The following is a 25,834-nucleotide window of genomic DNA, read 5'->3' on the forward strand; positions in this document are numbered from 1 at the left end:
ACCTGGTAAATCCCGCTAAACGCACCTATAGTCGTGACAGATTTCCCGCAACAGGACTTAGCAATGCGCTTTAACGGATTGACCAAAGGTTTCTTTATTTTCATTCTTGCTCTCGTCACCTGGGCATTTTTTGACGTACTTTCCCCCTATTTTTCCGCCATTCTGTGGGCGGCTATCCTCACCGTGGTGTTCAACCCGGTGAAAAATAAGCTGCGTAGCGCGTTGGGCGAGCGCAACGAACTGGCATCGCTCATCACGATTGTCATTATCTGTCTGATTGTGTTTATTCCGCTGATGGCGATCCTGTCATCGCTGGCGCTTGAGCTGAACGTGATTTACACCAAGCTGCAGGAGAACAACACGCGTTTCCCGCAGGTTATTGCCAGCATTTTTTCGCATCTACCGCACTGGGCGCGAGGTTTTCTGATAGAGCACGACCTGGATAACGTCGCGCAAATTCAGAAAAAACTCTCTGACGTCGCGTTGGCGGGGGGGCAGTACCTGGCTGGCAGCGCGTTCCTGATAGGTAAGGGCACTTTCGGCTTTGCCATTAGCTTCGGCATCATGCTGTATCTGCTGTTCTTCCTGCTAAAAGATGGCCCGTATCTGGTGAATCAGATTCTGGACTCGCTGCCGCTGACCGATTTTGTGAAACAGCATCTGTTTGCCAAATTTGTCGGCGTCACCCGGGCGACGGTCAAAGGCACGGCGGTGGTGGCGGTCGTTCAGGGGACGCTGGGCGGTATCGCGTTTGCCATTGTCGGCATCGACGGGAGCGTACTGTGGGGGGCGCTGATGGCATTTCTGTCGCTGGTACCCGCCGTGGGCTCGGCGATTATCTGGGTACCGGCGGCGATATACCTCTTCGCCACCGACCAGCTGTGGCAGGGGCTCTTTATCGTCGGTTTCTTTATCGTGATTGTCGGGCTGGTGGATAACATTTTGCGCCCGCTGCTGGTGGGTAAAGACACCAAAATGCCTGACTACCTGATCCTGATTACCACCATTGGCGGTATGGAAATTTACGGCATCAACGGCTTTGTCATCGGCCCGTTGATCGCGGCGCTGTTCCTCGCCTGCTGGAACCTGTTCTCCGGGCGTGACCACGCGGGGAACGTCGAAGGGTTGGACGAAGAGTTTATGGCGGAAGGAAAAAATCCTCCAGATGCGTAATGCCATGACGATAACAAAAGGCGGCTGCGGCCGCTTTTTTTATTGTCACGCGGAAATGGGCATTTCCTATAATTTCCATGATGCTTATTGAATATTCGTCGCAGAAGGAAGCCATCGGTGAGAATAGCGACCATAACAAACTGGGCCTACGGCGCGACGGTCTGTCTGACTATCGCCTCCGGTATCGTCATGTTGATGGCCTCCAGCGCGGACAACACCGAACGTCAGGCGGTAGCGCAGCGGCAGGTGTTCGATCGGCTCACGGAGGAGATCGACAACGATGCCTGGGCGCTATCCGATCTGGCGCGCTTGTACGTCGTCGGTAAAGACCCGGACGTGCTGAAGGAATACCGGCAGAAGGAAACCGCGCTGAAATCGATTGAACACCGGCTCTCAAAACTGAAGGACGCCGGGGCGACGGGCGAGGAGCTGGCGCTGTTGCACGAGGGCGTGCAGATTGTCGATGCGCTGCAGGACGAGCAGCAAGCGGCGCTGGCCAATATGGCGCGCGGTGAAACCGCACAGGCGATGGCGCTGCTTTACGGCAAAATTTATGAGCAGGAGTTGGACAGCGCGCAGGAGAAAATCGATCACTTCCGCCAGCTTCTGGATAACCGCGCGCGCGATGCCATTGACGATGCGACACGGGCGTCCCGCACGCTGCGCACGCTGTCGGAAGTGATGGTGGGGCTGACGGCGCTGCTGTTTTTATTCGTGCTGGGCTTTATCTTACAGCACCGCGTACTGCGCCCGGTCGTGCGTTTGAGCGATGTGGTGCACCGGCTGGCATCGCAGGATTATGCCGTGGAGACGCCCGACTTTAAGCAGATTGATGAAATTGGCGATATGGCGCAGGCGGTGCGTATTTTCCGCGAAAACGGCCTGGCGCGACAGCAGCTGGAGAAAGAGCGCGATGCCAACTGGGCGATACGCGAACTGCTGGCGCGGATGACGCAGCGCCTACAAGGCTGCGAGAATTTTGATGACGTCATTAACGTGGCAGAGCTGTTCGCGCCGAACATTGCGCCCGGCGTGGCCGGACGGCTGTTTGTTCTCGACCGCGACCCCTGGCAGATGCGCTGTGTTGCCGAGTGGCTATCGCCGGAGGGGAAAGCGAGTCCTTTCCATCCGGATGAATGTTGGGCGGTACGTCGCGGCCAAAGCCATCCGCCGGTGCACGGCGAGCCGGATATCGGCTGCTACCATCTGCCGGAGACGTGCCACAGCCATTCCCTGTGCGTACCGCTGATTGCGCAGGGAGAGGCGATTGGGCTGCTCTCATTCCAGAATCTCAACGAGCAAACCGCCTCGACACGCGCCTATCTCGAGCTGATGGCGGAGGCGCTGGGGCTGGCCCTGGCTAACCAGCGGCTGCGCGACGCGCTGCTGGAAAAAGCACTGTACGACCCGCTGACCGGGCTGCGTAATCGCCACCACCTCGAAGATATGCTGGGCACTCAGCTGAACCAGGCCATGCGCAATAAGGAGCCGCTCAGTTGCCTGATGATCGATATCGATCACTTTAAACACATTAACGACCGGTTTGGCCACGAGGCGGGGGATGGGGTGATTAAAAGCGTCGCCGCGATTATTCAGCGCGTGGTGCGTGAGCGCGGCACGGCTTTCCGCTACGGCGGTGAAGAGTTCCTGGTGCTGCTTAACGGCATGGATGAAGAGGCCGCCAGCCGCGTTGCCACCGATATTTATAACGGCGTGCGCGAGATGGCGCTGCGTTTTGCCGGGACGGATATTGGCCACGTGGACGTCTCGATCGGCGTCGCCAGCTACCCGGAACATGTACAAAGTGACAACCTGCTGCGCGCCGCCGACGTGGCGCTCTATCGCGCGAAGGAGCTGGGGCGGGCGCGAATCGTCAGCTTTGGCATGCTGGAGGCCGGATGACCGGCATTGCGCTTGACCGCCGCTTTCCAGTACTGTGATTGAATGTAAACAGAAAGTGAAGCGGACCTATGCATCTCGATTTTCGCCAACTGCGCAACTTTGTCGCGCTGGTTGAATATGGCAGTTTTAATCGCGCGGCGGAGGCGGTCTGCCTGTCGCAATCGGCGTTCAGTCGCAGCATTCAGGCGCTGGAGCAGAGTGTCGGCCACCCGCTTTTTGACCGTCAGAGCAAGCTCCCGACCCTGACGCTGCATGGGCAAACCTTGCTGCCCTACGCGCGTCGCTTTCAGGAGCTGAACGTCGAGTTAAGCAGCCATCTGCGGGAAGCGGACGATGCGCAAAACGGCGAAGTGGCGTTCGGCTGCGGCCCGGCGCCCGGCGCACGGTTAATTCCGGTGGCGGTCGGTGAATTTCACCGTCGTCTGCCGCAGGCGAGGGTCCGTTTTCATATCGACAACTGGTATGCCCTGCACCATGCGCTGACCTCGCAGCAATATCCGTTTGTGGTGGCCGACAGCTGGCAGGCCGAGCTGGATCCGCAGCTGCGGGTTCAGCCGCTCAGCCCGCAGCGTTGTTTCTTCGTCTGCCATGCCAGCCATCCGTTGGCAAAGCAGGGACCCGTTTCTATTCAACAGATGTTGCGCTATCCGTTTGCCGCCCCCTATTTACCGCCGGGCGTGCGTAAAGTGTTGGCGACGCTGAGCCAGCGGCAGGACTTTACCCCGGCGATCCAGTGCGACCATATCTATGCGTTGTGGTCGACGCTGGCGCATACTGAGGCGATAAGCTTCGCCAGTGAAGACGGTTTTGCGCTGTGCCAGCACAGTCATCAGTTGGTTAAGCTGGAGTTGAGCGACCTGCCGGACGAGTGGCGGCTGATGCAGACTCGGTTTGCGATTATCTCCCCGGTTCATGCGGCCCAGCCGCCGCTTGCAGAAAAGCTGATGGAGATTATCCTGCATGCCGACCGTCAGCTTCAGCCGTTGGCGCAGGGAGTGGGCGCTTAACCGGCGTTGAGCGGCTGGCCTTGAGGATTGTACTGCGGCCAGTGTTTCTCCAGCTTCTGGCTTTTCAACGCCTGTTCAACAAACTGGCCGTCTACCCATTGCTTCGCGTCAAATGCGCTGCGAATCAGTCGGCCATTTTTGGCCTGCTCGACGCTGCTGCTGAAGCTCTCGGTCAGGAACGGATCGATGCGCGGCGAGGTGCTAAAATTCAGCTCCTGTGGCTGTAGCTCTTCGAGGAACAGCGCTTGTGGAATCTGGCTCTGTCTGGACATTTCCGCTGACCAGGCTTCACGATTGGCCTCATCGCTGATTTCCGCCGCGTTTTTCACCAGTACGTCGATAATCTGCTGGGTGGCCTGCGGCCAGGCTTCGATAAAGCTCTGCGTGCCCAGGAAGCCCGCCTGCGTGGTGTTCTGACGGCCGGAATCGCCGCTTTTCACCACCACGTCTATCTTATCGCCGCGCAGCGCCAGCAGCGAGACGCCGCCCCACACCGCATCGACGCGTCCGGCGGCCAGCGCCGCTTTGCCCGCGTTCCAGTCGAGATTGATCACCTGCAGCTGACGCTCGTTCAAACCGGCGCTTTGTAACGCACGGTCAAAGGCCAACTGATCGGCCGTGCCACGATAGACCGCCACGCGCTTACCCTTCAGGTCGGCCAGCGTTTTGATACCCGACGCTTTGGTAGCGGCGAGGTAGGATTCTGAACCGCGGCTGCCTAACAGCAGGCGCGTCGGCAAACCGTTGGCTTTACCAATAATGGCGGCCAGGTCGCCAAGGTAGACAAAATCAAGCTGTCGGTTGGCCAGCGCTTCATTCACCGCCGGACCGGCACCTTTAAAGAACTGCCACTGAATCTCGACGCCCTGCGGCTTAAACACGTCTTCAAGCTGATGGCGAATATACGCCATCCCCACCGGCCCCTCGATAAACGGCTGACTGCCCGCGCTTTGATCCGGTACGCCGATACGGATGGTGCGCAGCTCTTCGGCGTGAAGGCTGGTCATCAGACCGACCGTCGCCGTTAGCGCCAGTAAGGTGCGGCGAAAAAGTGCTTTCATCATAACGTATTGCTCCTCTGCGTTTTTTTCTCACCCTAAAGAGCCGCCAGCCCCGCTGTTAAATACTTTTATTGGCAAAGCAAAGGCAAAAAAAAGCTAAAGCAAAGGCCGCGTACCCGGCAGGCTGAAATGCATTTGTTGCATCGGGATTATTCACGTAACGCAATGGCGGCGTGGGAAAAGTCACGTTTTTATAGCGGCATAACTTCACGAAAAGTGGGCCGCTATGTCGCAGATACTCATCAGAACTCGTCTTCCCAGAAGGCCAATATTCCGGCTGAACGGCTGGCCGTGGCTGTTGCCCGCGCTGCTGTTTGTCCTGTGGTACATCGCCGCCCGCGAAGGCTGGATGCCGGAGCAGATCCTGCCGCCACCGTCGGTGGTTGCCGATACCGCGCTGTCGTTATTCAGCGGCGACCTGCTGGCGCAGTGGGGATTCAGCCTCCAGCATCTGGCGCTGGGTCTGCTGTTAGGAACCCTGGCCGGAACGCTGCTTGGCGCGCTGTTTGGTTTAGTCCCCGCGGCAGCGCAGCGGGTGGAGCCGCTGTTTTACGCGCTGGCGCAGATTCCCACGCTGGGCTGGATCCCGCTGTTTATGGTGCTGTTCGGCATTGATAACGGTCTGAAGCTGGCGGTGATTGTGAAAACCACCGTCGTGCCGATGACGCTGAATACCCAGCAGGCGGTGACCAGCGTGCCGCTGACGCTGAGTGAAGCGGGCAGGGTGATGAATTTTTCCCGCTGGCAGCACCTGCGCTGGCTGGTGATCCCGGCGAGCCTGCCGGGTTGGTTTACCGGCCTGCGGCTGGCGCTTTCACAGGCCTGGGTGTCGCTGATCGTGGTCGAACTGCTGGCTTCTTCGGAAGGTATTGGCTACCTGATGGTTTGGGGACGCCAGCTGTTTCAACTGGATATCGTCTTCGTCACCATTGCCGTGGTGGGGATTAGCGGCATGCTGATGGAGTGGGCGGCGAATCGCGCCTACTCGCGGCTGGTGTTCTGGCCGCAGCCCGCGACAGGTCGCCTGGCCTGGAAACCGCAGGCCAGCTGGCGCGCGCTGCAGCTGCCGGCGGTGCTGCTGGTCCTGTGGCAACTGGCGAGCCAGTGGGGCTGGATCGACGGCGCGTTGTTCTCCTCACCGCTGGCGGTGGCCGAGCGCTTTGTGTTGGGAATGGCAAACGGTGAGCTAACGTCGGCGATGCTGGCAAGCCTCGGGCGCGCGCTGTTTGGCGGCGCGCTAGGGATTGCGAGCGGCCTGCTTTGCGGGCTGCTGTTAGCGCTACAACCGCGTGCCGGGCACATCTTCACGCCAACGCTCAACGTTCTACGCCATATCGCGCTGTTTGCCTGGCTGCCGCTGCTGACCGCATGGGTGGGTAACGATAACGGCGGCAAAATTGTCTTTATCGCTCTGGCCTCCTTCTTCCCGATGTTCTTCAGCACCTTACAGGCCGTCACCCAGCGCAACCCGCAGTTGGATGAGGTGGCTGACGTCCTGCGTTTAAAGGGCTTCGCGCGTTTACGCTCCCTGATTCTTCCCGGTGCGGCGCCGGGTATCTTCGCCGGTCTACGATTAGCGCTGATTTATGCCTGGCTTGGCAATATCGGCGCGGAGTACTTCATGTCTTCCGGCGTGGGTATCGGCAGTCTGATGATCAACGCCCAGCAGCTGCTAGATATGCCGACCATTCTGTGCGGCATGCTGCTGGTCGGTATTACCGGTGCGGCGCTGGATAAAGCCGGGCGTTTACTGGAAATTCGCGCCACCCGCTGGCGCCAACAGGAGCAACTATGACCTCTTCGACGCTGGTCTCTTTTCAGCATGTGCGTAAATCCTGGCAGCAGGTGACGGCGCTACAGAACTTTAGCCTGGATATTGCCGCCGGTGAGCTGGTGGCGCTGGTGGGCAGCAGCGGCTGCGGGAAATCGACGCTGCTGCGCATGCTGGTAGGCCTGGAGCCGACCACTCAGGGTGAGATTCGGATCAACGGCGAACGGGTGACCGGCGTGGGTAAAGAGCGCGGCATCGTCTTTCAGGAACCCCGGCTGTTCCCGTGGCTAAGCGTTATCGACAACGTGATGCTTGGCCTCGCGGATGAAAAGCTTAGCCGGGCCGAGAAGCGCCAGCGGGCGCAGGCGATGCTGGCGCGCGTGCAGTTGACTGAGTTCGCCAGCGCGCTGCCCGCTCAGCTTTCCGGCGGTATGGCGCAGCGCGTAGCGATTGCTCGCGGCCTGGTCGCCCGTCCGCAGATCCTGATGCTGGATGAACCGTTTGGCGCGCTGGATGCCCTGACGCGCCACACGCTCCAGCAGGAACTATTACAGATTCACCAAAGCACCGGCACCACCACGCTGCTGGTGACACACGATGTGGAAGAGGCGGTGGCGCTTGCCGACCGGGTGGTGGTGCTTTCACCACGGCCGGGACGGATTCGCGAAGTGGTGAGCCTCGCGCTGCCGCACCCGCGTTTGCGCGACGACGCGTCGTTTACCGCCGCCTGCCGGCACATTCGCCAATTGATTACTTCAGCCTGATTCTCTTCTTTAAGGAGCAAATATATGGGACATCCTTCCGTCTACCCAACCGGCGCCACCCTCTACGATCCGCAGCGGGCGTGGAGCGGTTACACCCTTTTCCAGGCCACCGAACACGGTGCGGTGCTGGTGGACATGAACGGCCACGTGGTGCGTGAATGGCCAGAACTGCACGGGTTTCCCAATAAAATTCTGCCCGGCGGCGCGATTCTGGGTCACAGCGGCGAGCGCGACCCGCGCTACGGCATGCAGGATATGCTCGATCTGATTCAGGTTGACTGGGAAGGTAACGTCACCTGGAAATTCGACCGCTACGAGCAGGTGAGCGATCCCGGCAATGAAACCCGCTGGATGGCGCGCGCGCACCATGATTATCAGCGAGCGGGTAACCCGGTAGGCTACTATGCGCCGGGGCTGGAGCCGCAGGTGGAAGGGGGCAACACGCTGATTCTGGCGCACACCAACCTGGTGAACGAGGCCATTTCCGACAAGCTGCTGCTGGACGACACTATTATTGAGGTCGACTGGCAGGGCAACGTGGTATGGGAATGGCGCTGCAGCGACCATTTTGAGGAGCTGGGTTTTGACGATGCGGCGCGTACGGCGCTGTATAACAACCCGAACATGCGCGCCAGCGGCGGCGGCATGGGCGACTGGATGCATATCAACTCCATGTCGGCGCTGGGGCCGAACAAATGGTACGACGCGGGCGATCAACGTTTCCATCCGGACAATATTATCTGGGATGCCCGCGAATCGAATATTATCGCCATTATCGATAAACAGAGCGGCAAGATTGTCTGGCAGCTTGGGCCTGATTACAGCAAGCCGGAGCTGAAACATATCGGCTGGATTATCGGCCAGCACCACGCGCATATGATCCCGCAGGGGCTACCGGGAGCGGGCAATATCCTGATTTTTGATAACGGCGGCTGGGCCGGATATGGCGCACCGAACCCGGCGTCGGCGGACGGCGTGAAAAACGCCTGGCGCGATCATTCGCGGATCCTCGAGATTAACCCGATTACCCTCGATATCGAGTGGCGCTACTCGCCGTATGAGGCGGACCTGCCGCAGCCGACCGATTCTTACCGTTTCTACAGCCCGTACATCAGCAACATGCAGCGTCTGGAAAACGGCAACACCTTGATTAACGAGGGCTCGAACGGGCGTATTTTCGAGGTGACCCGTGACCATGAAATCGTCTGGGAATACATTTCGCCGTTCTGGGGCAAGACGCTGAATAACAATATGGTTTATCGCGCTTACCGTATTCCGTATGGCTGGATCCCACAGCTGGCGCGGCCGCAGGAGACGCCAATTGCCGCCGTTGATGTCCGCACCTTGCGCCAGCCCGGCGCGGCAGCGGCAGGCCCCGCGCAGAGCGTGGTGCGGGTGGCGGGCGTGCAGCCCTATAGCAAAAGTGCCGACGCGCTGTGCGTGGCGACGGATAATGACACGCTGCGCCGCAGTCCGAAGCTGTTCCGCGTCGCGGAAAGCGCCTTCAGACCCATCGCGACGGCAAGCGAGCTGGAGAGCGAACGACCGATCCTGCTGTTCGTGGGCGCGGAGCGCTGCGTACATTGCCGCAAACTCTGGCAGCTGCTGGCGCATGAAAAACTCAGCCAGCGGGTTGCCGCGCTCGACAGCCGCTATCTTGATGCGGACCAGCATCAGGAACTCGCCGCGGCCCTCGGCGTACGCGGTTTGCCGACGTTACTGGTGCTGAAACAGGGCCAGCCGACGGCGCGCGGGCCTGCGCAGCTGTCTGTGGAAGGGCTGCTGGCATGGCTGGATGAAAACGTGGCGTGAGCCTGAAAGGTTGAATGAGGGCAGGGAAGCCCACTTTATGGCAACAGCAGGCTTCACTTTTTTGCTGGAAGCCGATGTTGAATCGAGGCCGTTTTATGATAAAACCAGGTCATAGAGAAAACATGAAGGTCTGGCGGGCCGTTACCGGACAGACTGAAGAAGGTTGTCATCGCAGCGTTCTTTCGCTCTGTAATGGATGAAAATTTAACCCATGGCTTTACGCATAAGACGAGCAACATCCGCAGATTCCGTATTACTCAACGAACTTGGCTATCGCATCTATCCTGCTCATTTCGGGCATCTGTGGCGGTCGGAATCGGAATTGAATGATTACCTGGCGGGCGAATACTCGCTTTCCGTTCTTGAACAGGGCCTGAAAAGTCAAAACATCGGCTGGTATATTGCAGAAACCGAAAGGCCGCTTGGGTTTGCCAAACTGACATGGCAAGCCCCGATTCCCGACACCGACATTAGCGGCGTTCTTCTCAACAAACTGTATCTGTCCCCTACCGCGACGGGCCATCGTTACGGTGAGGCGATGTTTGCACATGCCCTCGATCTTGCACGAAATCGCGGTGAAAAATGGCTATGGCTGGAGGTGCTGGAACAGAACGAAGGCGCCCGTCGCTTCTATAAAAAACAGGGGATGGAGGACATTAAGGACATCGTTTTTGAAACGGCTTCGCAGCAGAGTGTCCTGAAAATAATGGCGATGCGTATCGCGACATAGCGCCAGTATTCCGTGTTTCTGGGGCTGTGAATGGCCTGCCGGTTCGTGCGTTGAAATGCCCTGAAAGCCTTACCCAAAATTTCCCACTTCCTTCAACCCGCCGTGATTCGTAGTATATTGAGTGTATTGTTGGTTATCAGGTGCGCTTTATGTCCTACTCCATTGGTGAATTTTCCCGGCTTTGCGGCATTAATGCCACGACGCTTCGCGCCTGGCAGCGTCGTTACGGCCTGCTCAAACCGCAGCGCACCGATGGCGGGCACCGTCAGTACAGCGATGCTGATATCCAGCAGGCGCTCAAAATTCTCGACTGGGTGAAAAAAGGCGTGCCGGTCAGCCAGGTGAAACCGCTGCTCTCCCGCCCGGGGGCACGGCAAACCAATAACTGGCTCACCTTGCAGGAGAGCATGCTGCAACGCCTGAAAGAGGGCAAAATTGAATCTCTGCGCCAGCTGATTTACGACGCCGGTCGCGAATATCCCCGCCCTGAACTGGTGACGGAAGTGCTGCGCCCGCTGCGCAGTAAAGTCTCGGCCAACGTCGCGGCAATGATGACGCTGCGGGAAATTCTCGACGGCATCATCATCTCCTACACCTCGTTTTGTCTGGAAGGGGATAAACGCGCGCCGGGTGATAATTACCTGATTACCGGCTGGCACCTTAGCGACCCTTGCGAAATCTGGCTTGAAGCGCTGAAACGCACCGGACAAGGGCATCGCATTGATGTGCTTCCCGCGGCGCCCGCGGCGCTGGCCCCGGAGATTTTCCCGCAGCGCAAATGGCTACTGGTGACCTCCGGTAAACTCACCGTCGCCCGCAAAAAACAAATAGACCTCTGGCAGCAGCAGGTCGATTCTCTTGATGTGATCCCGCTGTAACACCTCCCTCTCAGCCATCCCGACGCTTTTTCCCTGCCGCTGTTCAGGTGGCAGGGCTGATTTTTGTCATTTTAAACTCATCATAGAATTCTTTTTATCAAATTGAATTTAAAAGGATTAAAAATTTATTTCATCCAAAACTTGGACAAATATTATTAATTGTGTAAGTTTTAAGTATGCCATCACGATGTTGTTGCACGACAAGGTAGGATCTATGAGCGCATTGCCATCCGTCATCGACAGGTTTGTTGATTACTACTCCGGGCTGGACCACCAGCCCGCTTCGGCGCTTGCCGCGATCTATGATGCGGATGCCACGCTTGTCGATCCTTTCGGCACTCATCACGGGTTGCTGACGATCCAGCGTTATTTCACGCACCTGCTGGCTAACGTCAACGCCTGTCGCTTTGCCATTGAGACGCCGCTGTATGACGCGCCGCGTTGTGCCGTAGCGTGGACCATGCACTGGTCGCATCCCCGCATTGCTGCAGGCGCATCGCTGGCCCTGAAAGGGTGCTCGATGGTTAAGATTCAGGATGACCGGATCGTTCACCAGCGCGATTACTACGATGCCGGTGAGATGCTCTACGAACACCTGCCGCTGCTGGGGTGGGCGGTGCGTAGCGTCAAACGGAGGGTGCGCTCATGATGACTGTCCTCATCACCGGCGCAACCTCCGGTATTGGCGCCGGGCTGGCAAAATCGTGGGCCGATGACGGTTATCACGTCATTGCCTGCGGCCGCGATGCCGTGCGCCTGGAAACGCTGCGCCTGTACAGCCCCAATATCACTGCGCTTCAGTTCGACATGACCGACCTGGATGCCTGCCGCCAGGCGCTCAAGGGGTGCTACGCCGATCTGGTCATTCTCTGTGCCGGAACCTGCGAGTATCTCGAACGCGGCATCATCGATGCTGAGCGGGTCGCGCGGGTGATGACCACCAACTTTATGGGGCCGGTCAATTGTCTGGAAGCCTTGCAGTCGCAGCTGATTAGCGGCTGTCGCGTGGTGCTGGTGAGTTCAATGGCGCACTGGCTGCACTTCCCTCGGGCGGAAGCCTATGGCGCGTCGAAAGCGGCGTTAAGCTGGTTTGCCAACTGTCTACGTCTGGACTGGGAGCCGAAAGGCGTTGCCGTGACCGTGGTTTCTCCGGGGTTTGTCGATACGCCGCTGACCCGCAAAAACGATTTCCCCATGCCCGCTCAGGTGAGCGTGGAATATGCGGTGAAAGCCATTCGCCGCGGGATCGCAAAAGGGAAAAATCATATCGCCTTCCCGACCGCTTTTGGCGTTACGCTGCGCGCGTTGGCCGGGCTTCCCGTATGTTTGCAGCGCGTATTGTTACGCAGGATGGTGCGCTCATGAAGATTGCGATTATTGGCAGCGGCATTGCCGGGCTGACCTGCGCCTGGCGCCTCGCCGGCCACCATCAGGTCACCCTTTTTGAAGCGGAAGCGACGCTAGGCGGGCATACCGCGACGGTGGATGTCGCCACACCGCAGGGGCACTACGCCATTGATACCGGCTTTATCGTGTACAACGACCGCACCTATCCGCGTTTTATGGGGCTGCTGAGCGAACTGGGTATCCGCGGCCAGAAAACGCAGATGAGTTTCTCGGTGCATAATCCGCAAAGCGGCCTTGAATACAACGGCCATACGCTCACCTCGTTGTTCGCCCAGCGGCGTAACCTCGTGAACCCGGCATTCTGGCGGCTACTGAAGGAGATTGTCCGTTTTAATCGTCTGGCCAAACAGGCGTTAAACGATGCCGACCCGAGCGCCACTTTACAGATGTTCCTCGAAGAGCACCGTTTTGACGCCTTTTTTGCCCGTCATTACATTCTGCCGATGGGCGCGGCAATCTGGTCATCATCGCTACACGAAATGCGCCGTTTTCCGTTGCCGCTGTTTTTACGCTTCTTTGAGCATCACGGTCTGCTGGATATCCGCGATCGTCCGCAATGGTATGTGGTTCCCGGCGGCTCGCGAGAGTATATCCGCGCGATGCTGGACCAGCTAGGCGATCGCCTGACGCTGCGCCTCAACGCGCCTGTACAGCAGGTGATTCGCTACGACGGCGGGGTGAAAATCCAGCTTGAAGACGCCGTTCACGCCTTCGATCAGGTGATTTTCGCCTGTCACTCCCGACAGACGTTGGCGATGCTGGAGGAACCCACGCTTGCCGAGCGAGATGTTCTGGGCGCTATCGGCTGGCAGCGCAATGAGGTGGTGTTACACGGCGACCGCCGCTGGCTGCCGGTGCGTGAACGCGCCTGGGCAAGCTGGAACTATCGGCTGAGCGAGCAGGAACGGGACAGCGCCTGCGTGACCTACAACATGAATATTCTGCAGGGGGTGCCCGCAGGCAGCCCGCTGTTCTGCGTCACGCTCAATCCCGACGCCCCGATTGACGATCGCTACGTCTGGCGGCGCTTTGTTTACGAGCACCCGTTGTTTAACCCGGAAAGCTGGCGCGCGCAGGCGCGTCGCGGCGAGATCAACGGGTTACATCGCAGCTGGTTCTGCGGCGCGTACTGGTACAACGGTTTTCACGAGGACGGAGTACGCAGCGCGCTGGATGTCGTGCACGGAATAGGGGCGCTCAAATGAACAGTTGCCTTTACCAGGGCGTATTACGCCATCGCCGTTTTCAGCCTAAAGCGCATCAGTTTTGCTACCACGTTTTTATGGCCTGGCTCGATCTGGATGAACTGCCACAGCTTCCCACCGTGGGGGTGAAGCGCAATCGCTTCGCGGCGGCGGCCTTCTATGATGCGGATTATCCGTTGGGAACGCCGTTAAAGGCGCGTGCGCTGGAGCAGCTTGCCCTGCTGACCGGTGAGCAGCCGGATGGCCGCGTTATGCTGCTGACGCAGTTGCGCTACCTCGGCTTCCATTTTAATCCGGTCAATTTTTACTACTGCTATGACCGCGCGGACAGCCTGCGTTGGGTGCTGGCCGAAGTCCGTAATACGCCGTGGAATGAGCGCCACTACTATGCCGTCGACGCCCAGGCGCTGCTGCCGGTAGAAAAATCTTTCCATGTCTCGCCGTTTAACCCGATGGACATGATCTATCACTGGCGGTTTAACCCGCCGGGCAAAACGCTGCATATGCACATCGAAAACCATCAAACGGCGAAGGTTTTTGATGCCACCTTGACGCTGAAACGCGAGCCGCTGACGCGAACAAACCTGCGTTCACTGCTGCTGCGCATCCCGTTGATGACGCTGAAAACCGTACTCGCTATTTACTGGCAGGCGCTGAAGCTTTGGCTCAAGCGCGTGCCGCTCTACACCCATCCCGTGAGCAGGAGTAAACGATCATGACCGATCCCGTCTTTGCGCTTGAACCCGATATTCCGCGCAACGTCCGCATCGCGCGCTGGTTGCTTTTCCGGTTGCTGAGCGGCATTCGCCACGGCTCGCTGACGGTGCGGGAAGGGGCGCAAACCTTTCAGTTTGGCGACGCGTCTGCCGCATTGCGCGCCGAAGTGCATATTCTCTCCCCCAGGGTGTACTGGCGGGCGCTGACCGGGGGAAGCCTGGCGGCGGCGGAAGCCTGGATTGACGGCGGGTGGGAAACGCATGACTTAACGTCATTGCTGGAGATCTTTGCGCTCAACGGCAGCACGCTAGGAAAGCTGGAAAACGGCTTTCGTCTGCTGGGCAGGCCCATCGAGCGTCTGCGCCACTGGACGCGTCGCAACCATCGCCAGCAGGCGCGAGAAAATATCGCCGCGCATTACGACCTGGGTAATGAATTTTATGCGCATTTTCTCGATGAAGAACTGCTCTATTCCAGCGCACTGTTTACTGACGATGAGCAGGCGTTGACGCAGGCCCAGCAGGCCAAAATGGCGCGTCTTTGCGAGCAGTTGGCGCTCAATTCCAGTGACCATTTACTGGAAATTGGCACAGGGTGGGGCGCGATGGCGGAATACGCCGCGCGGCATTATGGCTGCCGCGTCACCACCACCACGCTTTCACAGGAGCAGTTCCTGTGGGCGAAAGCGCGCATTGCCCGCGCCGGGCTTGAGGATCGGGTGCAGGTGCTGCTGTGCGATTACCGCGACCTCACCGGGGAGTTCGACAAGCTGGTCTCGGTGGAGATGATTGAGGCCGTCGGCCAGCGCTATCTGCCCACCTTCTTCCGCACCTGCCAGGCGCGTCTGCGTCCGGGGGGAAAAATGGCGATTCAGGCGATCACCATTCAGGATCAGCGCTATCGCGACTACAGCAAAAGCGTGGATTTTATTCAGCGCTATATCTTCCCCGGCGGCTTTTTACCCAGCATCACGGTGATGAGCGAACTGATGACGCGGCATACCGATTTCGTGGTGCGCAACCTGTTTGATATGGGGCCGGACTATGCCCGCACGCTGGCGCATTGGCGGCAGCGTTTTACCCATGCCTGGCAGGATATCGAGAAGCTGGGCTTTGACGAACGCTTTCGCCGGATGTGGCTGTACTACTTCGGCTACTGCGAGGCCGGTTTCAACGCCCGTACGATAAGCGTGGTGCAACTGACGGCAGAGCGCGTATGAAACGCTATCTGCAGATTTTTCTGTTGGCCGTCGGCTTCGACCTTTACTGGTTTCTGGTGGTGTTCTTTCGTGAGCGAGGGCTGGTGTTGTGGCTCGGGATAGCCATTCTGGCGCTGATGATGCTGCCGCCCGCACGCCGCTTATATGCGCTATTGCTGGCGGTGGCGGGCAGCTGTCTGGATGCGCTCTGGGCGCTGACGGGGCTGATTGATTTTCATGGCGAAGGCGTACTGCCATTCTGGATGATTGCGCTATGGCTGATGTTCGCGACGGTCTGGACCCAGCTCGCCAGTTCGACCACGCTGCCGGGATGGATACTGGCGCTGATGGCGGTTTGCGGCGGGCCGGTCGCCTACTGGCTGGGACAACGTCTGGGCGCCATCACCTTTTTGCAGCCGACGATCGTCGTCGTCGGCGCGCTGACGACAGGCTGGCTGGTGTTAATGCTGTTATTTCACATTCTGTTGGGGAGACGGCAATGAAATCTGCGCTACTGATGCTGTTGTGTCTGGCGGTCGCTACGCCATCGGCCGTTGCCGCGGACTGGTTGAGCTGGCGGAAAGTCGGCGACGCGACGCTGACCTGGGGACCGTTCACGGTCTATACCTCCCAGCTCCGCGCGCCGGACGGGCAATATCACGGGTTAACTCAGGATCAGGCGCTGATCATCACCTACGCCCGGCATATTGACCGGGAGGATTTGGTTAACGCCACTCGCGAGCAGTGGCAGGCGCAGGGGATTCTGGCGCGTGAGGCGCAGAGCCAGGCCTGGCTGCGCATGCTGGCGGAATTATGGCCGGACGTCGAGCCGGGTACGCAGCTGGCCTTTGTGCTGAACGATAAACAGGGGCAATTCTGGTACCGCGCCTCGGCGGCGCAAACGCGCTTTATGCCGCTGGGGCCACGGCAGTCGGCGGATTTCAGCCAAAGCTTTCTCGCCATCTGGCTCGATTCGCGTACGCAATACCCGGAGCTGCGCCAGCAGCTCACTGGAGGTCAAAAATGAAACGTTTACTGGCTTTAAGTCTGCCCTTGATGATGCAACTGACCGGCTGTAGCGCCGACATCGCCGACTACCGCCAGCAGCAACCTCGGCTGGATATTTTCCAGTATTTCCAGGGGGAAACCCAGGCCTGGGGGATGGTTCAGGATCGCAGCGGCAAACAGCTGCGACGTTTCCACGTGGCTATCAATGGCGACGTGGTGGGCAATACCTTAACCCTGAATGAACGGTTTGTTTATGACGATGGCGAGAAGCAGCAGCGGGTGTGGCACATCAGGCGGCTTGGCGACGATCGTTATGAGGGAACCGCCGGAGACATCGAAGGGGTAGCCAAAGGGCAGGCGGCGGGAAACGCGTTCAACTGGCATTACAGCATGAATGTGAAAGCCAACGGCAAAACCTGGCTACTGCATTTTGACGACTGGATGTATCTGCAGGATGGCAACCATCTGTTTAACAAAACCGAGATGAAGAAATTCGGTTTCACCGTCGGTACGGTGACGCTGTTCTTCTCCCGTAAAGCGCCATAACGAGGAGGACGCCATGAAAACGCAACCGGTGATTGGAATCAGCAGCTGTTTAACCGGCGCGGCCGTGCGCTTCGACGGTGGCCATAAACGGACGGACTTTGTGATGGACCGGCTGGCACAGTGGGTATCATTCAGGCCTGTTTGCCCGGAGATGGCGATTGGCCTGCCGACTCCCCGCCCGGCGCTGCGGCTGGTGCAAACCACCGCAGGCGATATCCGCATGCGGTTCAGCCACGCGCCTCATGACGACGTCAGTGAAAAAATGGCCGACTTTAGCGCCGGGTATCTGGCCGGATTAGGCGAGCTATCCGGTTTTATCGTCTGCGCCAAATCACCCAGCTGCGGTATGGAGCGGGTGCGGCTGTATGACGAGAAGGGCAATCGCGGACGTAAAGAGGGTACAGGGCTGTTTACCGCCGCGCTGATGGCGAAGTACCCGTGGCTGCCGGTTGAGGAAGACGGTCGGCTGCACGATCCGCTGCTGCGTGAAAATTTTGTTGAGCGGGTCTTCGCGCTGCACGAGTTACAGCAACTGCGTAAAAATGGCCTGACGCGGCGGGCGCTGCTTGATTTTCATAGTCGCTATAAACTGCAATTGTTGGCGCATCATCAGGCAGGGTATCGGGAGATTGGGCCTTTTGTCGCTTCGCTGCACACGTGGGAGGATCTGGACGCATTCTTTGAGGCGTACCGCGATAAACTGATGGCGATTCTCAAGAAACCGGCTTCGCGTAAAAACCATACCAACGTGTTGATGCACATCCAGGGCTACTTCCGTAATCAGCTCAACACGCGGCAGCGTACGGAGCTGCGGGATGTGATTCTGCATTATCGTGCGGGGGTGCTACCTATTCTTGCGCCAATGACGCTACTGAAGCACTATCTTGCGGAATACCCGGATGGCTATCTGTTGACGCAGAATTATTTCGACCCCTATCCGCAGGACCTGGCGCTGCGTCTGGCGGTGAATTAGCGTTGGGAGGGGCGGCGGCGGTATCTTCCCGCCGCCGACACTGCGTATAATGCAGCGTCGACATCGATTATACAGGACTGCCGTTAATTCTATGAATCTCAACCGCTGGTGTTATTTGCTGCTGGCCCTCGCGGCGATCGCGAGCCTGTTTACCGCGCATCCTGTGATGATGTGGCTGCTGTTGGCGAACATGCTGACGCTGGTGATTTACGGGGTCGATAAGATGGCGGCGCGCAAGGACTGGCGAAGAGTGCCTGAAGCGACGTTACTGTTCTTTGGCGTGGTAGGGGGATGGATTGGCGCAATGGTTGGGCAGCAGGTTTTTCGCCATAAAACCCAAAAGCAGCCCTTCAAAACCTATTTTATGATCAGCGTCATCGTCAGTATCTCAGCCACCATCGCCATCTATTATTTCTCGCCGCTCCGCGCTTTTTAACCCTCAGCCTATTCTGCCCGCGGCCATGCTAACCCGCGGGAATTATCTCTCATTGACACCCTAAATGGGTCATTGTATAAAACCCCGCCTCAGTAATGAGTTTCATTTACATTAAAAAAGACCTCCCGGTTTTCGAGAACCCTGTTGATGAAGGATAGCGTTTAAATGAAAAAGACCCTCTGTGCGTTAGGCCTGGCGTTGGCGTCGGTCAGTTCTGCTATGGCAACGACCTATCCTCTGACCATTGAAAACTGCGGCTATCAAGAGACGTTCAGTAAACCGCCGGAGCGCGTTGTGGCGCTGGGGCAAAATACGGTTGAGATTTTGCTGCTGCTCGGCCTGCAAAATAACGTGGTCGCCAGCGCCTTCTGGCCAACCAGGGTGCTGCCACAGTTGGCAAAGCAGAATGAAAAAATAAAACTGTTGACGGTGGAAATTCCTACACTTGAATCTATTCTGGCGCAAAACCCTGATTTTGTTCCGTCACAAAACCCCCTCTTATTAGGCCCGGAAAGTAAAGTGGCTAAACGCGAAGACTTCGCGACCCTCGGTGTAAACAGCTATGTTTCACCCGGCATGTGCGCCACCAAAAAAGCCACCGGCGATATGTACGGCAGCCGTCAGCAGCTCTGGGATATGACCTGGCTGTATAAAGAGATTGAAGACTTCGCCACCATTTTTAATGTGCAGGAGCGGGGCACCGCGCTGGTGGCGGATTTCAAAAAGCGTGAAAATGCGCTGCGCACGGAGTTTAGCAAGAATAAAAAAGATCTCTCCTTCGTCTTCTGGTTCTCCAGCGCATCGCCTTCAGCCGATGCCTACGTTGGGGGGAAAAATAGCGCCTCTGGCTTTATTGCCAACGTGCTGGGCGGTCATAACGCCATTACGTCTGAAACCGAATGGCCGACGGTAAGCTGGGAAAGCATTATCGCGGCGAACCCGGATGTGATTGTGGTCTCCAGCCTCGATCGCAACCGCTGGGCGCTGGATAACGCAGAAGAAAAAATCAAATTCCTGAAAACCGATCCGGCAGTCAGCCAGCTGGACGCCGTGAAAAAAGGCCATATCGTGGTGATGGACGGGCAGGCGATGAACCCGACCATCCGCACCCTCTACGGCGCTGAACAAGTGGGCGAGCAGCTCAGAAAACTGGGGCTCAACTGATGACGGCGACCGCTATGACGTCGCGACAGGGGCTGTTTCTGACGACCTCGTGCCTGCTCTCTATCATCTTGCTATTGCTGGTGATTGCGGTTGGCGTCAGCGTGGGAGAACTAGCCATCCCGCTGCAAAACGTCTTTTACGCCATCGGTAATAAGATGGGGCTGACCGACGTCCCGCTTAATCGTATCTATGAAAGCGTGATTTGGGACTTTCGCCTGAGCCGCGCGCTGGTGGCGGCTTGCTGTGGCGCAGGGCTGGCTATCTGCGGCGCGGTATTACAGAGTCTACTGAAGAATGCGCTGGCGGAACCCTATGTCCTCGGCGTCTCTGCCGGGGCGTCGACGGGGGCGGTTTCCGTGGTCGTGCTGGGGATCGGCACCGGCGCGGTATCGCTGTCCGCCGGGGCGTTTGCCGGGGCCTTTGCCGCTTTTGCCTTCGTGGCTTTTCTGACCAACGGTGCCCGTGGGGGGAACGAACGTACTATTCTGGCGGGCGTTGCCGCTTCTCAGCTGTTCAACGCCATTACCGCTTACACCATCAGCACCTCTGCCAGTGCGCAGCAGGCGCGTGACGTGATGTTCTGGCTGCTGGGCAGTTTTAGCGGCGTGCGCTGGCCGGAATTCCAGCTGGTGCTGGTGGTCGTGGTGATTGGCCTGGCCGTTTGTTTGTATTATTCCCGGGCGCTCGATGCTTTCACCTTTGGCGATGATGCCGCCGCCTCGCTGGGGATTGCTGTCCCCTGGGTGCGCCTCATCCTCTTTACCACCACCGCGCTTATTACCGCGACCATCGTCAGCATGGCCGGCTCGATTGGCTTTGTTGGGCTGGTGGTTCCTCACGTGATGCGCTTCTTCTTTGGCCCGCTACACCGCACGCTGCTGATTGCCTGCGCGCTAGCCGGAGCGATTTTAATGGTGCTGGCGGATATCGCTTCTCGCCTGCTGATTGCGCCGCAAAGCCTGCCGGTAGGCGTGGTGACGGCGCTGGTCGGCGTGCCATTCTTTGCCATCATTATCTACCGTTCAAGGAATAAGTGATGAGTATCTGCGCTGAACATATTACCTGGAAGGTCGGTAAAAAAGTCATCGTCAACGACGTATCGCTACAGGTTGCGCGCGGTGAAACCGTGGGGCTGCTTGGCCCTAACGGCTGCGGCAAATCGTCGCTGCTGCGCATTCTTGCGGGCCTGCGTCGCCCGGATGCGGGCCGCGTGACGCTCGACGGTAAAGACATTGCGAAGATGGCGAAAAAGCAGCTTGCTCGGCGGGTGGCGTTTGTTGAGCAGCACGGTATGACTGAAGCCAATATGCGCGTGCGCGACGTGGTCAAACTGGGGCGGATTCCGCATCATACGCCGTTTTCTAACTGGAGCACGCACGATGACGAAACCGTCACCGCGGCGCTGCAACGCGTCGATATGCTGGATAAAAGCGAGCAGGGGTGGCTGAGTTTGTCCGGCGGGGAGCGGCAGCGTGTGCATATCGCCCGCGCGCTGGCGCAGACACCGACGGAGATCTTGCTCGATGAACCGACTAATCACCTCGATATTCACCACCAGATGCAGTTAATGCAGCTGATTAGCGAACTGCCCGTCACCAGTATTGTGGCCATCCACGATCTGAACCACGCGGCGATGTTCTGCGATTCGCTGATCGTGATGCAGAAAGGGCAAATTATCGCCAGCGGAACGCCGCAGGATATTCTCAGTGAGGAACTGCTGTGGGATGTTTTTCGCGTGAAGACCAAAATTGAGATTTCCCGCTTCCATGGTAAAAAACATATCCACTTTATCGTTTAAGGCCGGATAATTTCATGCTGCGTTTTCCCCTGCGCCCCGCCACGACGCTCTGGCCGCCCGTATTACTGGGTAGCCAGTTTGTTTTTAATATTGGTTTCTATGCGGTAGTGCCGTTTCTCGCGATATTTCTGCGCGACGATATGCTGCTTTCCGGCGGGCTGATTGGCCTGATTCTGGGGCTGCGTACTTTCTCACAGCAGGGGATGTTTATTATCGGTGGGGCGCTCTCCGACCGGTTTGGCGCACGTGCGATTATCCTGATCGGCTGTATTATCCGGGTCGTAGGTTATCTGCTGTTAGCGCTGGGTCAATCGCTGTGGCCGATTATTCTGGGAGCCTGCCTGACGGGGATCGGCGGGGCGCTGTTTTCACCGTCTATTGAAGCGCTGCTGGCCAAAGCGGGAACACAAAGTGAGGCGAGCGGCAAACGCAGCCGGGCGGAGTGGTTCGCGCTGTTTGCGGTCTGCGGTGAGCTCGGTGCCGTCCTCGGGCCCGCCTTGGGCGCGCTGCTGACGGGCTTTGGTTTTCGCCAGGTTGCGCTGGCGGGGGCAGGGTTTTTTGTCATTGCGCTGGTCCTGCTCTCATTCGCTTTGCCCGCCGCGCCGCGCCGCGCGCAGAAGATCAACGTCCTGCCGTGGTGGACGACATTTCGTCAGCCGCGTTTTGTGGCGTTTATTATCGCCTACAGTTCGTGGCTGCTAAGCTATAACCAACTCTATCTGGCGCTGCCCGTTGAGATCCAGCGCGCGGGCGGCAGTGAAAAGGATCTCGGGCCGCTGTTTATGCTCGCCTCGCTGCTGATTGTGGCCTTGCAGCTGCCGTTGGCGCGGCTTGCTCATCGCGTGGGGGCCGTCCGGATCCTGCCGGTGGGATTTTTGCTGCTCTCCACCGCTTTTGCCAGCGTGGCGCTGTTCGCCTCGACGCCGCCGGCAGAAGGCTGGCAGCGGTTAATTCCGTCGATATGTTTTGTGACGTTGCTCACCTTAGGGCAAATGCTGCTGGTGCCCTCGGCTAAGGATTTGATCCCCCGTTTTGCCACGGAGTCGACGCTTGGCGCGCACTACGGCGCGCTCGCTACAGCCGGCGGCGTCGCGGTGCTGGCGGGCAATTTAGCGTTTGGCGGGCTGCTTGACGAGGCGCTGACCCCCTCACCGCAGGCCATGTATCCCTGGCTACTGCTGGCGCTGTTTCCGTTGTGTAGCGCCGCGGCGATGGTGCTGATTTGCCGCCCATTGCTCACGAAAACCCGATTTGGCTAAGGAGGCTGTTTTGGCCTTCACTGGTGTATTGCTGACAACCGGCTGCACGGTGGGAAAGAGGGATTCCTCCGCCTACCGCTACGCTTTGCCCTGAGGATGCTGATATGAATCGTTTTTATCAACTCACCGCCACTCGCCTGGATGGTCAGCTCATCCCGATGTCCGACTACGCAGGCAAGCTGGTTCTGGTGGTCAATACCGCCAGCCATTGTGGCTTCACGCCGCAATACGCAGGCCTTGAAGCGCTCTATAAGAAGTATGCCGACCAGGGGCTGGTGGTGCTGGGGTTTCCCTGTAACCAGTTTGGTCAGCAGGAACCCGGTAGTGCAGATGACATCTCTCGGACCTGCCACATCAACTACGGCGTCAGTTTCCCGATGTTCAAGAAAGTGGAAGTCAACGGCGCGGCGGCGCACCCGGTATTCCGTTATCTGAAGGATGCATTGCCCGGCGTGCTCGGTGGGCGAATCAAGTGGAACTTCACCAAGTTTCTCATTGGCCGCGACGGCAAACCGCTTAAACGTTTTGCGCCGTTGACGACTCCGGAGAAAATGGAAGCTGCAATTAAGGCCGCGCTTGAAATCTAAATCCTCCTGTTGGTTGATTTTATTTCAGGAGGCCTGAGAGGGGGCTAAAAAAAGCCAGGGCTGATACTGTCGATAGAGAGATCGCTAAAATTGATGCTTATCACATTGACGCGTTCTTAAGTGAATTTAACTTAAATCTCTTTCTATACTCTTTATTTGTTCATCTCTTCAGAGGAATAAATAATGTTCGATCATGTGAAGTTCGGCGTAAGTGATTACGAAAAAAGTAGAACCTTCTTCCTCAACGCGCTTCAGCCGCTTGGCGTGAAGCTTATCGATGAAGGCACGCCGGACTACGGTGTTGAAATGAGTTCCGGCAATGTTTCACTTTGCCTGTTCCACACGAATGATAAACCGGCTCCTCTGCATCTGGCGTTTGTCGCCAAAACCCGGCAGCAAGTTGATGAGTTTTACAATGCTGCTTTGCGTGCGGGTGCCCTGGATAACGGCGCGCCTGGCCTACGTTCCTACGGCGAAAACTACTATGCTGCATTCGTCATTGCCCCTGATGGCCATAATATCGAGGCGGTCTGCCATGAGCCGGGCTGATTAAGGGGCCAGTTTAGATATCGGAACTTATTGTACGTTAAGGCTGTTTTTGACCTTTCAGCTTTAGTTGGCCACATCCCTTCAAACCTAAACCCGATATGAAATACAGGTCCATCACCAAAAAGAACTCCGCCAGATGACGGAGTTTGGTTGGTCATTAAGAAAGCACGCGTTGTCAGTCTTTCTGTATTATCAATCGCGAATAGACAGTGGCTTTACTCGGGTCTGACGAAGATGACGATGCCATCTGATCGCTTACCTGCACAACTTTCCAACCCTGCTTTGCCAGATCGGGTAGTGTGCCTTTAATCCCTCCACCGCAAGTAAAAACGGTACTGTCAGTAATATCCTGACGCCCAGTTTCCAGCGCGCCAACTTCAGGGGAGCCACAAAAGTGCGCTTCCCCGGCGGCGGAGGTTGCGCTTAACCCTAGCAGAACGATTACCAGCAACGATTTTTTCATCAGTTCCTCTTTTTCATGACGCTATATATCACAGCAAGGTAAGGCCGGAAAGACTACATTTTTACATCGGCCCAGGTGAAGAATTTCGGCTCCAGGAAACGATTATTTGCGCTGCCTACCCTTATTGGCATTGGTTCAGCGCTGGTTACGGGGTATTTGAAATCAACTCTGATAAAGTTGTGCTCACCACACTTATATATAATATATTCACTCCAGACTTTTTCATCGCCTTCTCTGTCAGATTTGTAGGTATCTACATCGCAGGTATCACTTTTATTTCCTACTTTGCCTACAAGTTTACTACCAGATAACTCTAGCTTAGTGCCTTCAATAGTAATTGTCCGTGATTTAAAATCGTTGTCGTTACAACCCGCAAGGAGTAGCGTAAGTATCCCTGCACTGAATAAGGTAGTGATTTTCATAGCAAGTCCGTTAATAAAATAAAAATTCAAAGTATTACAATGCAATGTTTTTGGCAACAAGCTATTAAATATTTTGTGAAAAACTACTAATAATAATGATGTGTAAGAAGTATGATTCTATAAATTTTAATAAAGTCAAGAAAAGCGGCCAGGGAGCAGTAAGGAGATAAAGTCATCATCTTCTATGACATCACTCGGTAATACTATATCAACGGGTGATATACAGAGGGCTGAGTGCTGACGGCAAATTCTTCAGCGCCAAAGGCGTTGCGCGATGCGGTTTACCCAAGAGAAAACGAACTCGTTGTTACAGTATCGTAGTATTAGCGGTGGGCAACAGTCCACCGCTAGCTCATTTAATGCTTCATTCCTGAAAGCTATTAACTCAGGTACGGAAAAAACTTAAATGATTCCCAAAGCCCACTATTAAGCGACACCAACCCAACGGCTATGTATGCCAGTACCGCGATAAATGTAATACTATACAATACTTTTTTCTTTAACTTCTGCCAGAATTTAACTACCAGGAATGACAATACAATTATCTCACCTAGCTGAATGAGCAATCGCGTTACCAGGTCACCAGCATCAAAAAGGTAAGCAAACTGAAGAGGGGCAAATAAGATGGTATAAAAAATATAAAGGATTGAAAAAATGATCCTTGCCGGGATTGAAGCGAATCCCCCTTCATATATGAGCATTTGCGAAGCCTGTAGTCCTGGCGTTAAGATAATTCCCCATAGCGTAAACCAGATAATAATTAAGGCGAGAACTTTGCGCGCGCCGCTGGCGAAAGCCAGCTGGTTTTCATAAGATATTGACGTAGATGTGGGCTGATGGAAATTTTCCCATGAGTTATTAACCGGCTGGGTGGGTTGGCTGGTGGGGGCTTCCCAGCTAGCAGCATTATCAGCACGCCACTTTTCATCATACTGCTTAAAAGGCTGCTCACTTGTCACATATTTACCGTCGCTATCTCTTCTGACGCTCATTGTTAACCCTCT

General features: G+C 56.9%; 28 protein-coding genes. 24 read left to right on the plus strand and 4 right to left on the minus strand.

What is annotated here, in order from left to right; translation table 11 throughout:
* Nucleotides 1-63 precede the first annotated feature (63 nt).
* From ABTW00_RS07410 to ABTW00_RS07420, 3 genes are all read left to right on the plus strand, one after another.
* Complete coding sequence (locus tag ABTW00_RS07410; protein WP_433639893.1) at nucleotides 64-1,173, plus strand: AI-2E family transporter; 1,110 nt, start codon at nucleotides 64-66, stop codon at nucleotides 1,171-1,173.
* Nucleotides 1,174-1,290: 117 nt separating this feature from the next.
* Nucleotides 1,291-3,075 carry a diguanylate cyclase gene (locus ABTW00_RS07415; RefSeq protein WP_433639896.1) on the plus strand — a complete coding sequence of 595 codons (1,785 nt, stop codon included), beginning with the start codon at nucleotides 1,291-1,293 and terminating at the stop codon, nucleotides 3,073-3,075.
* Between the two features lie 68 nt (nucleotides 3,076-3,143).
* Nucleotides 3,144-4,082: a LysR family transcriptional regulator gene (locus tag ABTW00_RS07420; RefSeq protein ID WP_271447551.1), complete on the plus strand. Its 939-nt coding sequence runs from the start codon at nucleotides 3,144-3,146 to the stop codon at nucleotides 4,080-4,082.
* Here the strand turns inward: ABTW00_RS07420 and ABTW00_RS07425 are convergent.
* Nucleotides 4,079-5,146: an ABC transporter substrate-binding protein gene (locus ABTW00_RS07425; protein WP_065355783.1), complete on the minus strand. Its 1,068-nt coding sequence runs from the start codon at nucleotides 5,144-5,146 to the stop codon at nucleotides 4,079-4,081. The two genes, ABTW00_RS07420 and ABTW00_RS07425, sit on opposite strands and share 4 nt — an antisense overlap.
* Before the next feature lie 223 nt (nucleotides 5,147-5,369).
* On the opposite strand from ABTW00_RS07425, the gene ABTW00_RS07430 reads away from it, so the two are divergent.
* From ABTW00_RS07430 to ABTW00_RS07530, 21 genes are all read left to right on the plus strand, one after another.
* Complete coding sequence (locus ABTW00_RS07430) at nucleotides 5,370-6,938, plus strand: ABC transporter permease (protein WP_433639900.1); 1,569 nt, start codon at nucleotides 5,370-5,372, stop codon at nucleotides 6,936-6,938.
* Nucleotides 6,935-7,678: an ABC transporter ATP-binding protein gene (locus tag ABTW00_RS07435; protein WP_167575355.1), complete on the plus strand. Its 744-nt coding sequence runs from the start codon at nucleotides 6,935-6,937 to the stop codon at nucleotides 7,676-7,678. Before ABTW00_RS07430 ends, ABTW00_RS07435 begins: the two co-directional genes overlap by 4 nt.
* Before the next feature lie 24 nt (nucleotides 7,679-7,702).
* The gene (locus ABTW00_RS07440; RefSeq protein WP_433639902.1) at nucleotides 7,703-9,490 is read left to right on the plus strand and encodes an aryl-sulfate sulfotransferase; all 1,788 of its coding nucleotides are present in this window, start codon (nucleotides 7,703-7,705) and stop codon (nucleotides 9,488-9,490) included.
* Nucleotides 9,491-9,701: 211 nt separating this feature from the next.
* A complete protein-coding gene (locus ABTW00_RS07445; protein ID WP_065355779.1) occupies nucleotides 9,702-10,220 on the plus strand; it encodes a GNAT family N-acetyltransferase in 519 nt (172 codons plus the stop codon).
* 149 nt (nucleotides 10,221-10,369) lie between these two features.
* On the plus strand, nucleotides 10,370-11,098 hold the full coding sequence (locus ABTW00_RS07450) for a MerR family transcriptional regulator (RefSeq protein ID WP_064543914.1): 729 nt from the start codon (nucleotides 10,370-10,372) through the stop codon (nucleotides 11,096-11,098).
* Between the two features lie 214 nt (nucleotides 11,099-11,312).
* On the plus strand, nucleotides 11,313-11,747 hold the full coding sequence (locus tag ABTW00_RS07455; protein ID WP_433639906.1) for a nuclear transport factor 2 family protein: 435 nt from the start codon (nucleotides 11,313-11,315) through the stop codon (nucleotides 11,745-11,747).
* Nucleotides 11,744-12,463, plus strand: a complete 720-nt coding sequence (locus tag ABTW00_RS07460; protein ID WP_433639909.1) for an SDR family NAD(P)-dependent oxidoreductase — start codon at nucleotides 11,744-11,746, stop codon at nucleotides 12,461-12,463. The genes ABTW00_RS07455 and ABTW00_RS07460 overlap by 4 nt, the downstream gene beginning before the upstream one ends.
* A complete protein-coding gene (locus ABTW00_RS07465; RefSeq protein WP_433639912.1) occupies nucleotides 12,460-13,710 on the plus strand; it encodes an NAD(P)/FAD-dependent oxidoreductase in 1,251 nt (416 codons plus the stop codon). The genes ABTW00_RS07460 and ABTW00_RS07465 overlap by 4 nt, the downstream gene beginning before the upstream one ends.
* Nucleotides 13,707-14,429: a DUF1365 domain-containing protein gene (locus ABTW00_RS07470; protein ID WP_433639914.1), complete on the plus strand. Its 723-nt coding sequence runs from the start codon at nucleotides 13,707-13,709 to the stop codon at nucleotides 14,427-14,429. Before ABTW00_RS07465 ends, ABTW00_RS07470 begins: the two co-directional genes overlap by 4 nt.
* On the plus strand, nucleotides 14,426-15,646 hold the full coding sequence (locus tag ABTW00_RS07475; RefSeq protein WP_433639916.1) for a class I SAM-dependent methyltransferase: 1,221 nt from the start codon (nucleotides 14,426-14,428) through the stop codon (nucleotides 15,644-15,646). The genes ABTW00_RS07470 and ABTW00_RS07475 overlap by 4 nt, the downstream gene beginning before the upstream one ends.
* Nucleotides 15,643-16,128 (plus strand): DUF2878 domain-containing protein, encoded by a 486-nt coding sequence (locus ABTW00_RS07480; protein WP_064543926.1) that lies wholly within the window; start codon nucleotides 15,643-15,645, stop codon nucleotides 16,126-16,128. The genes ABTW00_RS07475 and ABTW00_RS07480 overlap by 4 nt, the downstream gene beginning before the upstream one ends.
* Entirely contained in the window at nucleotides 16,125-16,652 is a 528-nt protein-coding gene (locus ABTW00_RS07485; RefSeq protein ID WP_433639919.1) for a hypothetical protein, read from the plus strand. Before ABTW00_RS07480 ends, ABTW00_RS07485 begins: the two co-directional genes overlap by 4 nt.
* Nucleotides 16,649-17,179, plus strand: a complete 531-nt coding sequence (locus tag ABTW00_RS07490; protein ID WP_167575361.1) for a DUF3833 domain-containing protein — start codon at nucleotides 16,649-16,651, stop codon at nucleotides 17,177-17,179. The genes ABTW00_RS07485 and ABTW00_RS07490 overlap by 4 nt, the downstream gene beginning before the upstream one ends.
* 13 nt (nucleotides 17,180-17,192) lie before the next feature.
* Complete coding sequence (locus ABTW00_RS07495) at nucleotides 17,193-18,152, plus strand: YbgA family protein (RefSeq protein ID WP_433639922.1); 960 nt, start codon at nucleotides 17,193-17,195, stop codon at nucleotides 18,150-18,152.
* 91 nt (nucleotides 18,153-18,243) lie between these two features.
* Nucleotides 18,244-18,588 (plus strand): DUF1294 domain-containing protein, encoded by a 345-nt coding sequence (locus ABTW00_RS07500; RefSeq protein ID WP_064543933.1) that lies wholly within the window; start codon nucleotides 18,244-18,246, stop codon nucleotides 18,586-18,588.
* A gap of 165 nt (nucleotides 18,589-18,753) precedes the next feature.
* Nucleotides 18,754-19,752 carry an ABC transporter substrate-binding protein gene (locus ABTW00_RS07505; RefSeq protein ID WP_433639924.1) on the plus strand — a complete coding sequence of 333 codons (999 nt, stop codon included), beginning with the start codon at nucleotides 18,754-18,756 and terminating at the stop codon, nucleotides 19,750-19,752.
* Nucleotides 19,752-20,789 (plus strand): FecCD family ABC transporter permease, encoded by a 1,038-nt coding sequence (locus tag ABTW00_RS07510; RefSeq protein WP_433639926.1) that lies wholly within the window; start codon nucleotides 19,752-19,754, stop codon nucleotides 20,787-20,789. The genes ABTW00_RS07505 and ABTW00_RS07510 overlap by 1 nt, the downstream gene beginning before the upstream one ends.
* Nucleotides 20,789-21,550 (plus strand): ABC transporter ATP-binding protein, encoded by a 762-nt coding sequence (locus ABTW00_RS07515; protein ID WP_064543940.1) that lies wholly within the window; start codon nucleotides 20,789-20,791, stop codon nucleotides 21,548-21,550. The genes ABTW00_RS07510 and ABTW00_RS07515 overlap by 1 nt, the downstream gene beginning before the upstream one ends.
* Nucleotides 21,551-21,564: 14 nt before the next feature.
* Nucleotides 21,565-22,809: an MDR family MFS transporter gene (locus ABTW00_RS07520; RefSeq protein WP_433639930.1), complete on the plus strand. Its 1,245-nt coding sequence runs from the start codon at nucleotides 21,565-21,567 to the stop codon at nucleotides 22,807-22,809.
* Nucleotides 22,810-22,913: 104 nt separating this feature from the next.
* Nucleotides 22,914-23,396, plus strand: coding sequence for a glutathione peroxidase (locus ABTW00_RS07525; RefSeq protein ID WP_433639933.1), 483 nt, complete (start codon nucleotides 22,914-22,916; stop codon nucleotides 23,394-23,396).
* Nucleotides 23,397-23,579: 183 nt separating this feature from the next.
* Entirely contained in the window at nucleotides 23,580-23,945 is a 366-nt protein-coding gene (locus tag ABTW00_RS07530) for a VOC family protein (RefSeq protein WP_064543945.1), read from the plus strand.
* 175 nt (nucleotides 23,946-24,120) lie between these two features.
* Here the strand turns inward: ABTW00_RS07530 and ABTW00_RS07535 are convergent, their stop codons facing one another.
* The 3 genes from ABTW00_RS07535 to ABTW00_RS07545 form a co-directional block, all read right to left on the minus strand.
* Complete coding sequence (locus ABTW00_RS07535; protein ID WP_433639935.1) at nucleotides 24,121-24,408, minus strand: hypothetical protein; 288 nt, start codon at nucleotides 24,406-24,408, stop codon at nucleotides 24,121-24,123.
* Nucleotides 24,409-24,461: 53 nt separating this feature from the next.
* Nucleotides 24,462-24,830 carry a hypothetical protein gene (locus tag ABTW00_RS07540; protein WP_064543949.1) on the minus strand — a complete coding sequence of 123 codons (369 nt, stop codon included), beginning with the start codon at nucleotides 24,828-24,830 and terminating at the stop codon, nucleotides 24,462-24,464.
* A gap of 380 nt (nucleotides 24,831-25,210) precedes the next feature.
* Complete coding sequence (locus ABTW00_RS07545) at nucleotides 25,211-25,822, minus strand: hypothetical protein (RefSeq protein ID WP_433639938.1); 612 nt, start codon at nucleotides 25,820-25,822, stop codon at nucleotides 25,211-25,213.
* Between the last annotated feature and the right edge of the window lie 12 nt (nucleotides 25,823-25,834).

Source organism: Kluyvera georgiana (assembly GCF_050990895.1).
GTDB classification, from domain to species: domain Bacteria; phylum Pseudomonadota; class Gammaproteobacteria; order Enterobacterales; family Enterobacteriaceae; genus Kluyvera; species Kluyvera georgiana.